At 71.8% G+C, this 12,775-nt stretch carries 8 protein-coding genes; 5 read left to right on the top strand and 3 right to left on the bottom strand.

The features are described from left to right. Nucleotide 1: 1 nt before the first annotated feature. The 5 genes from OG276_RS14835 to OG276_RS14855 all read left to right on the top strand — a co-directional run bounded on the left by OG276_RS14835 (nt 2) and on the right by OG276_RS14855 (nt 7,536). A complete protein-coding gene (locus tag OG276_RS14835; RefSeq protein WP_266905622.1) occupies nt 2-1,393 on the top strand; it encodes an ABC transporter substrate-binding protein in 1,392 nt (463 codons plus the stop codon). Beyond that, a complete protein-coding gene (locus tag OG276_RS14840) occupies nt 1,390-2,211 on the top strand; it encodes an ABC transporter permease (RefSeq protein WP_266905624.1) in 822 nt (273 codons plus the stop codon). Before OG276_RS14835 ends, OG276_RS14840 begins: the two co-directional genes overlap by 4 nt. 696 nt (nt 2,212-2,907) lie before the next feature. After that, on the top strand, nt 2,908-3,648 hold the full coding sequence (locus tag OG276_RS14845) for an ABC transporter ATP-binding protein (protein WP_266905625.1): 741 nt from the start codon (nt 2,908-2,910) through the stop codon (nt 3,646-3,648). 10 nt (nt 3,649-3,658) lie between these two features. Continuing rightward, nucleotides 3,659-6,328, top strand: a complete 2,670-nt coding sequence (locus OG276_RS14850) for a fumarate reductase/succinate dehydrogenase flavoprotein subunit (RefSeq protein ID WP_266905627.1) — start codon at nt 3,659-3,661, stop codon at nt 6,326-6,328. A gap of 611 nt (nt 6,329-6,939) precedes the next feature. Further along, a complete protein-coding gene (locus OG276_RS14855) occupies nt 6,940-7,536 on the top strand; it encodes a hypothetical protein (RefSeq protein ID WP_266905629.1) in 597 nt (198 codons plus the stop codon). Nucleotides 7,537-7,616: 80 nt separating this feature from the next. Here the strand turns inward: OG276_RS14855 and nuoN are convergent, their stop codons facing one another. The 3 genes from nuoN to nuoL are packed head-to-tail and all read right to left on the bottom strand — an operon-like array spanning nt 7,617 to nt 12,770. Continuing rightward, on the bottom strand, nt 7,617-9,236 hold the full coding sequence (gene nuoN / locus OG276_RS14860; RefSeq protein ID WP_266912816.1) for an NADH-quinone oxidoreductase subunit NuoN: 1,620 nt from the start codon (nt 9,234-9,236) through the stop codon (nt 7,617-7,619). A 35-nt stretch (nt 9,237-9,271) separates the two neighbouring features. Continuing rightward, entirely contained in the window at nt 9,272-10,873 is a 1,602-nt protein-coding gene (locus OG276_RS14865; RefSeq protein ID WP_266905631.1) for an NADH-quinone oxidoreductase subunit M, read from the bottom strand. A gap of 1 nt (nt 10,874) precedes the next feature. Continuing rightward, a complete protein-coding gene (gene nuoL, locus OG276_RS14870) occupies nt 10,875-12,770 on the bottom strand; it encodes an NADH-quinone oxidoreductase subunit L (RefSeq protein ID WP_266905633.1) in 1,896 nt (631 codons plus the stop codon). Nucleotides 12,771-12,775 lie beyond the last annotated feature (5 nt).

Here is a 12,775-nt window from a genome sequence, read left to right on the forward strand (position 1 = left end):
GATGCGTACGCGTACGAAAGCCCCGGCTCCGAGAGCCCTGGCTCCGAAAGCCCTCGCTCCCGTCCTCCTGCTGAGCCTTCCGCTGGCCACCGCGTGCGGTGGCGCCTCCGGCGCGGACGGGGGCTCCAAGACGGTCACCGTGACCGTCGGCTACCAGTCCAAGACCATCAACACCGTCACCGCAGGTACGCTCCTGCGCTCCCTCGGGTACTTCGAGCAGGAGCTCGCGGCGCGCGGCAAGAAGGACGGGGTCACCTACAAGGTCGACTGGCAGGACTACGCCACCGGCGCCCCGATCACCGCCCAGATGACCGCCGGGAAGATCGACATCGGCTCCATGGGCGATTTCCCCCTCCTCATCAACGCGGCGCGCGGCAAGGAACTGAAGCAGCCCACCCACCTCGTCTCCGTCACCGGCTACAACCTGCGCGGCGGCCTCAACACCGTGGTCACCGCGCCCGGTTCGAAGCTGGAGTCGCTGACGGACCTGCGGGGCAAGAAGGTGTCCACCTCGGTCGGTTCGGCCGCCGACGGGACGCTCGTACGGGCCCTGCAGCGCGCCGGAATCGATCCGGAGAAGGGCATCGAGAAGCTCAACCAGCAGCCCAGTGTGGGTGCTTCGGCCCTCCAGGCGGGCAGCGTCGACGCCCTGTCGCAGTTCGTGGCCTGGCCGGGCCAACTCGCCTTCGAGGGACGGGCCAAGGCCCTGTACGACGGGGCCGAGCTGAACCTGCCGACCTTCCACGGGGTCACCGTCCGTGAGAAGTTCGCGGCCGAACGCCCCGCCGTCCTGGACGACTTCCTGCGCGCCCAGCGCAAGGCGACCGAGTACCTGCGCACCCGGCCGGTGGCCGCCGCCGAGTCGGTGGCCAAGGAGACCGGGCTGCCGGCGGAGGTCGTGTACCTCTACAACGGGGCCAACGGCATCGCGACCTTCGACCCTGCCCTGCGTCCCGAGCTGCTGGCGGCGCTGAAGGAGGACGTGCCGGTCCTGAAGGCGGCCAAGCTGGTGGACTCCGTCGACGTCGACGCCTTCGTGGACCCGGAGCCGCTGAAGCGCGCGGCGGCGGGCACCCAGGAGTACGCGGCGGCCGCGCCGGCCCGCCCGGAGCTGTGGCTGAAGGAGGGCAACCGTACGCAGGCCTATCAGACTCCGGCGGCCCTGCTGAAGGCGCTCGCGGCGGCGGGGCCGGGCGGCGGCGTCCGGGCGGCCTACGTCCCCGACGCGGTGACGGGCACGCTCTGGTTCGCCGACAAGGCGGTCTGGGTGGCGGAGGGCTCCGAGCTGCGGGCGTTCGTCACCGTGGCGGGTGCGAAGGCGTACGTGGAGCAGCACGCGGGGGCCGGGGCGCGGATCGTTTCCTTCGCCGAAGCGGGAGCCCTCGCGTCATGACGGCCCGCCGCCGGCTCCTGCGGCTGGCTTCGCTCGCCGGTGCTCTGGTCGCCTGGCAGCTGCTGACCTCGCTGGACGTCAACCTGTGGCTGCGCTTCGAGCAGTTCCCGACGGTGGGTGAAGTGGCCTCGGCGTTCGCGGAACGGGCGACGATCGGTTCCTATTGGCAGGACCTCGGCTTCAGCCTGCGGCGCATCGTGACGGGCTTCGTGCTGGCGGCCCTCCTGGGGGTGGCGGCGGGCACGGCGATCGCCCGATCCCGGCTCGCGGCGGACCTGCTGGGCCCCGCCCTCGAAGTCCTGCGGCCGATACCGGCGATCGCGCTGGTCCCGGTGGCGATCCTGCTCTTCCCGTCCAACGAGCAGGGGATCGTCTTCATCACCTGCGCGGCGGCCTTCTTCCCGGTCCTCGTCTCCACGCGGCACGCGGTGTCCGCGCTGGCTCCGGTCTGGGAGGAGGCCGTCCTGACGATGGGCGGCGGCCGGGCCCGGCTCCTCTTCTCCGTGGTCCTGCCGGGGGCCCTCCCGGGCATCTTCGGCGGGCTCTCGGTCGGGATCGGGGTGTCCTGGATCTGCGTGATCTCTGCCGAGATGATCTCGGGTGAGTACGGGGTCGGGTACCGGACCTGGCAGGACTACACCGTCGTGGACTACCCCGGGGTCTTCGTCGGCATGGCCACGATCGGTGCGCTGGGCTGGCTCACCTCGACGGCGGTCGAGCGGACGGGCCGGCATCTGACGCGGTGGCTGCCGTCCCGGGCGGCGCCTGGGCGGCGGGCGGGGGCTGCGGCTAGCGGGTCTGCTCGGCTGGGCACGTGAGGCCCTGCGGGCCTCCGGGGGCGGTCGTCTGGTGCGGCGCCGTTGCCGGGGACCGGTCCCCGGACCCCTGCGCCTCAAACGCCGGCGGGGCTGGGGTTTGCCTGGGTCCGGCCCGGCTGCGGACGGGGGCCGGTGCCGGGGGCGGGGTGGGGTGTCGGCCTGGACTGCATGATTTAGGCGCCCTCTGTTCCGCTTTGACAGGGTTCGGGCTGTACCTGCGCCACAAATCACGCTCTACGTCCAGGCCGACACCCCACCCCGCCCCCGTCCCCGACCCCGGGCCGCCACCAGCCGCCCCCGACCGGGCGAATATTTCAGCCCGGCCGCCTTATCCAGCCCGGGCCGCGCCAATCCAGCCGTCCGGCGTTTGAGGACCGGGGTCTGGGGCGGAGCCCCAGGGGTCCGGGCACAGCCCGGGGCCCCTTCCCGGGCGGAGCCCGGGGGCATCTCCAGCCCCGCCGGCGTTTGAGGCGCGGGTCCGGGCTGGCCCGGGGAACGGTGGAAGGGCGGGTAGGGGACTTCGCCCCGCGCAGCGGCACCCGCGCAGCCGGGGCAGGGGCCTTGGCCCGCGCAGCGGCACCCGCGCAGCCCGGCCGCACGCGCCGGGCCCGGGCCCCCGATGTCAGATCCGGATCCAGGACCCCGCGCCGGGGGGACCAGAGCACTCACATACCGCCACAGCCATAGGAAGGGACCATGGTCACAAATACCCTCGCCCCCGCCCCACCCACCGGCGCCGCCCTCCACCTCAAGGACGTCCGTCTCGGTCGCCCCGCCTCCGCCCCGCTCCTCGACGGTCTCGACCTGTCCGTCGCCCCCGGCGAGATCCTCACCGTCGTCGGCCCCTCGGGCTGTGGGAAGTCCACCCTGCTCCGTACCCTCGCCGGGCTCCTGCCCCCGCTCGCCGGCACCGTTACCCAGGACGGCACCCCGGTCACGGGCCCGCACGCCGACCGGGCCCTGGTGTTCCAGGACGACGCCCTCCTCCCCTGGCGCACGGTCCGTGCCAACGTCGAACTGCCCCTCGCCATCCGCAAGACGCCCCGGCCCGACCGCCGCCGCATCGCCACGGACTGGCTGACCCGCGTCGGCCTCGCCGAGCACGCGCACAAGCATCCGCACCAGCTCAGCGGCGGCCAGCGCCAGCGCGTCCAGCTGGCCCGGGCCCTCGCGGCCGCGCCGCGGGCCGTTCTCATGGACGAACCGTTCGGCGCGCTCGACGCCCAGACCCGCGCCGGGATGCAGGACCTGCTCGTGTCCGTCCTCGCCGGCAGCGGCGCCACCGTCGTCTTCGTCACCCACGACGTGGACGAGGCCCTGCACCTCGGCGACCGCGTCGCGCTCCTCGCCTCCGGCGAGCTGATCGACGTACCGCACCCCCGTTCGCGGACCGCGGACCGTTCCGCGCTCCGCCGCCGCATCCTCGACTCCCTCTGAAAGGCCCCCCATGGACATCCCCGCGATCGCCGACGCCGAGGAACTGACCTGCGACGTCCTCGTCATCGGCGGCGGCACCGCCGGCACGATGGCGGCGCTGACCGCCGCCGAGGCCGGCGCGCGGGTGCTGCTCCTGGAGAAGGCGCACGTACGGCACTCCGGCGCCCTCGCCATGGGCATGGACGGGGTCAACAACGCCGTCATCCCGGGCCGCGCCGAGCCCGACGACTACGTCGCCGAGATCACCCGCGCCAACGACGGCATCGTCGACCAGTCCACGGTCCGCCAGACGGCGACCCGCGGGTTCGGCATGGTCCAGCGCCTGGAGTCGTACGGGGTGAAGTTCGAGAAGGACGAGCACGGCGAGTACGCCGTCCGCCAGGTGCACCGCTCCGGCTCGTACGTGCTGCCCATGCCGGAGGGCAAGGACGTCAAGAAGGTCCTCTACCGGCAGCTGCGCCGCCGCGAGATGCGCGAGCTGATCCGGATCGAGAACCGGGTCATGCCGGTCCGCGTCCTGACCTCCCCCGAGGACGGCCGGGCGATCGGCGCGGCCGCCTTCAACACCCGTACCGGCGCCTTCGTCACCGTGCGGGCGGGGGCCGTGATCCTGGCGACGGGGCCGTGCGGACGGCTCGGGCTCCCGGCCTCCGGATACCTCTACGGGACGTACGAGAACCCCACCAACGCCGGTGACGGCTACGCGATGGCGTACCACGCGGGCGCCGCGCTCACCGGCATCGAGTGCTTCCAGATCAACCCGCTGATCAAGGACTACAACGGCCCGGCGTGCGCGTACGTCGCGAACCCCTTCGGCGGCTACCAGGTCAACCGGCACGGCGAGCGGTTCGTCGACTCCGACTACTGGTCGGGGCAGATGATGTCGGAGTTCGCCGCCGAACTCGCCTCCGACCGGGGCCCGGTGTACCTCAAGCTGAGCCACCTCCCCGAGGAGACCGTCGCCGCCGTCGAATCGATCCTGCACACCACCGAGCGGCCCACGCGCGGCACCTTCCACGCGAACCGGGGCCACGACTACCGCACGCACGACATCGAGATGCACATCTCGGAGATCGGCCTGTGCGGCGGCCACTCGGCCTCCGGCGTACGCGTCGACGACCACGCCCGCACCACCGTGCCCCGGCTGTACGCGGCCGGGGACCTGGCCTCCGTACCGCACAACTACATGATCGGCGCCTTCGTCTTCGGCGACCTGGCGGGGGCGGACGCCGCCCAATACCAGCCGTACGACGGGGACTTGCCAGCCGACCAGCTCGCGGCCGCCCACGAACTGATCTACCGCCCCCTCCTCCACCCGGACGGCCCGCCGCAGCCGCAGGTCGAGTACAAGCTGCGCCGGTTCGTGAACGACTACGTGGCCCCGCCCAAGACCGGTGCCAAGCTGTCCCTCGCCGTGGAGGCCTTCACCCGGATGGAGCGGGAGATCGGCGAAATGGGCGCCACGACCCCGCACGAGCTGATGCGCTGCGCGGAGGTCTCCTTCATCCGGGACTGCGCGGAGATGGCGGCGCGGGCCTCGCTCGCCCGTACGGAGTCCCGCTGGGGGCTGTACCACGAACGCCTCGACCACCCCGAGCGCGATGACGCGGGCTGGCTGCACCACCTGGACCTGCGCAAGTCCCCGTCCGGGGCGATGGAGTTCACGGCGCGCCCGGTCGACCCCTACCTGGTCCCGGTCGCCGAGTTCACCCCGCCGGGCGGGCCCTCCCGGCACCTGGGCGAGGTCGAACTGGTCGGCGTGGCCCTGGCCGGAGGCCCGGCGGCGGCCCCCGCCCCGGCCGGCCGGGACACCGGATCCGCGCCCGGCTCGCCCCGGATCCTGGAGCTCCTCTCCCTCGCGGAGGAAACCCCGGACCTCCCCGCCCTCCTCCCCTACCTGGACGACCCCGACCCGGCGGTCCGCGCCACGGCGGTGGCGGTGCTCGGCGAAACCGTCCCGGCGGGCGCCGGTCCCGCCCTCGGGGCACGGCTCGCCGACCCCGACCCGGCGGTCCGCGCGGCCGCGGCGGCCGCGCTGCGCGAACTGCTGGAGGTGCTCGAACCCGACCCCGCCCTGGCCGCGGCCCTCCGGGCGGGCCTCGCGGTGCCGGATCCCGCCGTCCGGTCGGCGGCGCTCGAAGCCCTACGGGTCCTGCGGCTCGGGGAGCCCGGCCTCTACGAGCGGTCCCTGCGGGACGCCGACGTGGACGTCCGGATCCAGGCGGTACGGGCGCTGGTCTCGGTGGACGCGGTGGCCCCCCTGACTCCGGCCGCCGGGGACTCCTCCCGGGAGGTCCGCGTCGCCGTGGCCAAGGCCCTGGGCACCCTGCGCGCCGGCTCCGCGCTGACCCCGCTCCTGTCGGACCCCGACCCACTGGTCCGGGCGGCGGCCCTGACCTCGGTCGCCTCCACCGGCGGCCACACGGCGAGTGCGGTCGCCTCCCTCTCCGACCCCGCGTGGCAAGTCCGCGCGGGGGCTGCCGCCGGCCTGTCCTCGTCCCCTCCCTCCCTTGCGGTGCCGCCCCTGTCCCTAGCCCTGTCCGACCCGAACGCGGACGTCCGCAAGGCGGCGGTCCTCTCCCTACGCACCCACCGCCCGGACCCCTCCGCGGTGGCGGCCCTGTCCACGGCCGCCTCCGACCCCGACGCGGACGTCCGCGCGTACGCCACCCGCCCCTAGCCTCCGGCCCCACCCGCAGCCCCGGCCACGGCTGCACCGCTACGCGGGCCGAAGTTCCCCGACCCGCCCTTCCACCGTTCCCAGGGCCGGCCCTGCCCCGGTCCTCAAACGCCGGACGGGCTACAAGCGGGGCCCCGGGCTGCGCCCGGACCCCCTGGGGCTCCGCCCCAGACCCCGCGCCTCAAACGCCGGCGAGGCTGAATTGGGCAGGCCGGGCTGGTTAAGGCGGCCAGGCTGAAACATTCGCCCGGCCGGGGTCGGCAGGGTGCGGCCCGGGGTCGGGGACGGGGGCGGGGTGGGGTGTCGGCCTGGACGTAGAGCGTGATTTGTGGCGCAGGTACAGGCCGCGCCCTGTCGGAGTTCAGGAGAGGGCGCCTAAATCATGCAGTCCAGGCCGACACCCCACCCCCCCCCCGGCACCGACCCACCCGACGCAGCCAGCCCGCACCCAGACCACCCCCAGCCCCGCCGGCGTTTGAGGCGCAGGGGTCCGGGGACTGGTCCCCGGCAACGGCGCCGCACCAGACGACCCCCGTTCGGAGCCCCGCCACGTGCAGCCCCGCCGCCACGCCGGGATGGTGGACGAAAGTCCCCGAACGGCAGGAGTCCCCATGCCTCTCCGCCCCCGCAAGGCCTTCCTGACCTGCGCGGCCGCCATATCCCTCGGGCTGGCCGCCACCGCCACCGCCCCCGCCCACGGAGTCGACGGCCCCGCGCCCGACCCGAAGAACGCGAAGGCGATGCGCGACATGGCGACGGCGATCCGGGTATCGGCCAAGTACGCGGACGAGCAGCAGGCCCTGAAGGACGGGTACGTGCCGCACGGCACGGAGTGCATGACCAACCCGTTCGGGGTCGGCTCCATGGGCTACCACTACGTCAAGGAGGCCTACTGGGGTTCGACGGATCCCGGCAAGCCGGCGGCCCTGCTCTACAGCACCGAGAAGGACGAGCACGGCCGCCGCAAGCTGGAGGCCGTGGAGTGGATGTCCGTCGACCGGGACCAGGACTTCAAGACCACCGACGACCGCCCGAGCATGTTCGGGCTGCCCTTCGACGGACCCATGCCGGGCCACTGGGCGGGGATGCCCAAGCACTACGACCTCCACTTGTGGGCGTACCGCGACAACCCGGCCGGCCGCTTCCACAACTGGAACCCGGCCCTGACCTGCCCCAAAACCACCACCCCCGCACCCCACCCCCACTGACCCCCGGGGCAATCCGCACGGCAAAGGAAAGGGCCCGGCCCCCACAAGGGGAAGCCGGGCCCAGGCCGTACTCCGTACGGTCAGCGCACGAACGTGCTCGCGCTCCCCGCCAGATCCAAGAAGTACTGCGGAGCCACACCCAGCACCACCGTGACCGCGACACCCACCGCGATCGTCGTCATCGTCAGCGGGGACGGCACGGCGACCGTCGGGCCGTCCGCCTTCGGCTCGCTGAAGAACATCAGGACGATCACCCGGATGTAGAAGAACGCGGCGATCGCGGACGAGATGACACCGACCACGACCAGCGCTCCCGCGCCCCCCTCCGCCGCCGCCTTGAACACGGCGAACTTGCCGGAGAAGCCGGAGGTCAGCGGGATGCCCGCGAAGGCGAGCAGGAAGACCGCGAAGACCGCCGCGGTCAGCGGCGAACGACGTCCCAGCCCCGCCCACTTGGACAGGTGCGTGGCCTCGCCCCCCGCGTCGCGCACCAGCGTGACCACCGCGAAGGCGCCGATCGTCACGAAGGAGTACGCGCCCAGGTAGAAGAGGACGGACTGGATGCCCTCCGCCGAGGTGGCGATCACACCGGCCAGGATGAAGCCGGCGTGCGCGATCGAGGAGTAGGCGAGGAGCCGCTTGACGTCGGTCTGGGTGACGGCGATGACCGCTCCCGCCAGCATCGTGACGATCGCGACGCCCCACATGACCGGCCGCCAGTCCCACCGCAGGCCGGGCAGCACCACGTACAGCAGGCGCAGGAGCGCGCCGAACGCCGCCACCTTCGTCGCCGCCGCCATGAAGCCGGTGACCGGGGTGGGGGCGCCCTGGTAGACGTCCGGGGTCCACATGTGGAAGGGGACCGCGCCGACCTTGAAGAGCAGGCCCATCAGGATCAGCGCGCCGCCGATCAGCAGCAGCGCGTCGTTGCCCATCGTGTCGGCGAGCGCCGGGTCGATGTTCGCCACGGTGCCGTCGACGACCTCCGCGATCGTCGCGTACGAGACCGAGCCCGCGTAGCCGTACACGAGCGCGATGCCGAAGAGGAGGAAGGCGGAGGAGAAGGCGCCGAGCAGGAAGTACTTGACGGCCGCCTCCTGCGACATCAGCCGCTGGCGGCGGGCGAGGGCGCAGAGCAGGTACAGCGGGAGGGAGAAGACCTCCAGGGCCACGAAGAGCGTCAGCAGGTCGTTGGCCGCGGGGAAGATCAGCATCCCGGCGACCGCGAACAGCGCGAGCGGGAAGACCTCGGTGGTGGCGAAGCCCGCCTTGACGGCTTCCTTCTCGCTCTCGCTGCCCGGTACGGACGCCGCCTGTGCGGCGAAGGAGTCCACCCGGTTGCCGTGGGCGGCCGGGTCCAGACGCCGCTCGGCGAAGGTGAAGATCGCCACGATCGAGGCCAGGATGATGGTGCCCTGCAGGAAGAGCGCCGGGCCGTCGACGGCGATGGCGCCCATGGCCGCGATGTGCGCCTTGGTGCTGCCGTACCCGCCGGCGGCGAGTCCGACGACCGCCGCGAAGGCCGAGGCCAGCGCGGCGACGGCGAGGAACACCTGCGTGTAGTAACGGGCCTTGCGCGGGACGAAGGCCTCTACGAGGACTCCGATGATGGCCGCGCCCAGCACGATGAGCGTGGGCGACAGCTGGGCGTACTCGATCTGCGGGGCCGGGATCTTGTCGATCGGCGCCGCGGCCGCCAGGTTCGGCAGCAGGCTCTGGGCAGCAGTCAGGGTGCTCACTTGGCCGCCTCCCCATTCTCGGTGTGCTTCGCTTCGACGGCCACCTCGGGCTTCGGATCCGTCTGCTTGACGTCCGACATGGTGTGCTTCACCGCCGGGTTGACGATGTCGGTCAGGACCTTCGGGTAGACGCCCAGTCCGATCAGCAGCGCGATCAGCGGGGCGACCACCAGGACCTCCCGCAGGCGCAGGTCCGGCATGGTGCGGACCTCCTCCTTGACCGGACCGGTCATGGTGCGCTGGTAGAGGACCAGCGTGTAGAGCGCCGCCAGCACGATGCCGAAGGTGGCGATGATGCCGACGACCGGGTACCGGGCGAACGTGCCGACCAGGACCAGGAACTCGCTGACGAACGGGGCGAGGCCGGGGAGCGACAGGGTCGCGAGGCCACCGATGAGGAAGGTGCCGGCCAGGACCGGGGCCACCTTCTGCACGCCGCCGTAGTCGGCGATGAGCCGGGAGCCGCGCCGCGAGATCAGGAAGCCGGCGACCAGCATGAGCGCCGCCGTCGAGAGCCCGTGGTTCACCATGTAGAGCGTCGCGCCCGACTGGCCCTGGGAGGTCATCGCGAAGATGCCCAGGATGATGAAGCCGAAGTGCGAGATGGAGGCGTACGCCACCAGCCGCTTGATGTCCCGCTGCCCGCAGGCGACCAGCGCGCCGTAGACGATGCTGATCAGGGCGAGGACGAGGATCACCGGTGTGGCCCACTTGCTGGCCTCGGGGAAGAGCCCGAGGCAGAAGCGGAGCATCGCGAAGGTGCCGACCTTGTCGACGACTGCGGTGATCAGGACGGCGACCGGGGCCGTGGCCTCGCCCATCGCGTTCGGCAGCCAGGTGTGCAGCGGCCAGAGCGGGGCCTTCACCGCGAAGGCGAAGAAGAAGCCGAGGAACAGCCAGCGCTCGGTGTTGGTCGCCATGTCGAGCGTGCCCGCGGCGCGGGCGGCGGCGATCTCCTGGAGCGAGAAGTTCCCGGCGACCACGTACAGCCCGATGACGGCGGCCAGCATGATCAGGCCGCCGACCAGGTTGTAGAGGAGGAACTTGACCGCCGCGTACGAGCGCTGCGCGGCCGCGTTCTCATCGGACCCGGAGTGCGCCCGGTCACCGAAGCCGCCGATGAGGAAGTACATCGGGATGAGCATGGCTTCGAAGAAGATGTAGAAGAGGAAGACGTCGGTGGCCTCGAAGGAGATGATCACCATCGCCTCGACCAGCAGGATCAGGGCGAAGAAGCCCTGGGTCGGCCGCCAGCGGGAAGAGTGCGTCTCCAGCGGGTCGGCGTCGTGCCAGCCCGCCGCGATCACGAAGGGGATGAGCAGCGCGGTGAGTGCGATCAGCACCACCCCGATGCCGTCGACGCCCAGTTCGTAGCGGACGCCGAAGTCCGCGATCCAGGAACGCGATTCGGTGAGCTGGTAGCGGTCGCCACCGGGCTCGAAGCGGACCGCGACGAGCACGGCCAGGGCCAGGGTCGCCAGTGAGAAGAACAGGGCGAGCCATTTGGCGGCGGTCCGGCGGGCGGCCGGGACGGCCGCCGTCAGGATCGCACCGACCGCGGGGACCGCGGCCGTCACCGTCAGAAGCGGGAAACTCATCTCACACCGCCCTCATCAGCAGGGTCGCGGCGATCAGGATCGCCGTGCCTCCGAACATCGAGACCGCGTAGCTGCGGGCGTAGCCGTTCTGCAGCTTGCGCAGCCGGCCCGACAGCCCGCCGACTCCGGCGGCCGTCCCGTTGACCACGCCGTCGACCAGGCTGTGGTCGACGTAGACGAGGGAGCGGGTCAGGTGCTCCCCGCCGCGGACCAGGACCACGTGGTTGAAGTCGTCCTGGTAGAGGTCCCGTCGGGCCGCCCGGGTGAGGAGCGAGCCGCGCGGGGCGACGACCGGGACGGGCTTCCTGCCGTACATCACCCAGGCGATGGCGACGCCGATGACGAGGACCACCATGGTGGCCAGCGTCACCGTCAGCGCGCTGATCGGCGGGTGTCCGTGCTGGTGTCCGGTGACGGGCTCCAGCCAGTGCAGGAAGCGGTCGCCGATCCCGAAGAAGCCGCCCGCGAAGACCGAGCCGAAGGCCAGGATGATCATCGGGATGGTCATGGACTTCGGGGACTCGTGCGGGTGCGGCGCGTGGCCTTCCGCGTTCGGCTGCCAGCGCTTCTCGCCGAAGAAGGTGAGGAGCATGACGCGGGTCATGTAGAAGGCGGTGATCGCCGCGCCCAGCAGGGTCACCCCGCCGAGGATCCAGCCCTGGGTGCCGCCCTTCGCGAAGGCGGCCTCGATGATCATGTCCTTCGAGAAGAAGCCCGACAGGCCCGGGAAGCCGATGATGGCGAGGTACCCCAGCCCGAAGGTCACGAAAGTCACCGGCATGTACTTGCGCAGGCCGCCGTACTTGCGCATGTCGACCTCGTCGTTCATCCCGTGCATCACGGAACCGGCGCCGAGGAAGAGGCCCGCCTTGAAGAACCCGTGCGTGACCAGGTGCATGATCGCGAACACGTACCCGATGGGGCCGAGGCCGGCCGCCAGGATCATGTAGCCGATCTGCGACATCGTCGAGCCGGCGAGGGCCTTCTTGATGTCGTCCTTGGCGCAACCGACGATCGCACCGAAGAGGAGCGTGACGGCGCCGACCACGACCACCGCGGTCTGCGCGTCCGGGGCCCCGTTGAAGATGGCGCCCGAGCGGACGATCAAGTACACGCCCGCCGTCACCATCGTCGCCGCGTGGATGAGGGCCGAGACCGGGGTCGGGCCCTCCATCGCGTCGCCGAGCCAGGACTGCAGCGGCACCTGGGCCGACTTGCCGCACGCGGCGAGCAGCAGCATCAGGGCGATCGCCGTCAGCTTGCCCTCGCCGGCCTCGGACACCGATCCGAGGACCGGGCCGAAGGCGAAGGTTCCGAAGGTGGTGAACATCAGCATGATGGCGATCGAAAGGCCCATGTCGCCGACCCGGTTGACCAGGAAGGCCTTCTTCGCGGCGGTGGCCGCGCTGGGCTTGTGCTGCCAGAAGCCGATGAGGAGGTACGAGGCGAGGCCCACGCCCTCCCAGCCGACGTACAGCAGGAGGTAGTTGTCGGCGATGACCAGGAGCAGCATCGCGGCGACGAAGAGGTTGAGGTAGCCGAAGAAGCGGCGGCGGCGCTCGTCGTGCTCCATGTACCCGATGGAGTACACGTGGATGAGCGTGCCCACCCCGGAGATCAGCAGGACGAAGGTCATCGACAGCTGGTCGAGCTGGAAGCCGATGTCGGCCTGGAAGCCCTCCACCGGGATCCAGCTGAACAGCCGCTGGTGGAAGGTCCGGTCCTCGGCTCCCTTGCCGAGCATGTCGGCGAAGAGGGTGAGGCCGATGCCGAAGGAGACGGCGGCGAGCAGCGTGCCGATCCAGTGGCCGGTCTTGTCGAGACGGCGGCCGCCGCAGAGCAGCACCACCGCTCCGAGCAGGGGCGCTGCTACCAGCAGCGCGATCATGTTCTCCACAGCGA

Source organism: Streptomyces sp. NBC_00086, assembly GCF_026343255.1.
Lineage (GTDB): Bacteria > Actinomycetota > Actinomycetes > Streptomycetales > Streptomycetaceae > Streptomyces.

Coding starts and splice junctions, on each gene's coding strand:
- OG276_RS14835 (WP_266905622.1), top strand. CDS start 2: ATGCGTACGCGTACGAAAGCCCCGGCTCCGAGAGCCCTGGCTCCGAAA.
- OG276_RS14840 (WP_266905624.1), top strand. CDS start 1,390: ATGACGGCCCGCCGCCGGCTCCTGCGGCTGGCTTCGCTCGCCGGTGCT.
- OG276_RS14845 (WP_266905625.1), top strand. CDS start 2,908: ATGGTCACAAATACCCTCGCCCCCGCCCCACCCACCGGCGCCGCCCTC.
- OG276_RS14850 (WP_266905627.1), top strand. CDS start 3,659: ATGGACATCCCCGCGATCGCCGACGCCGAGGAACTGACCTGCGACGTC.
- OG276_RS14855 (WP_266905629.1), top strand. CDS start 6,940: ATGCCTCTCCGCCCCCGCAAGGCCTTCCTGACCTGCGCGGCCGCCATA.
- OG276_RS14865 (WP_266905631.1), bottom strand. CDS start 10,873: ATGAGTTTCCCGCTTCTGACGGTGACGGCCGCGGTCCCCGCGGTCGGT.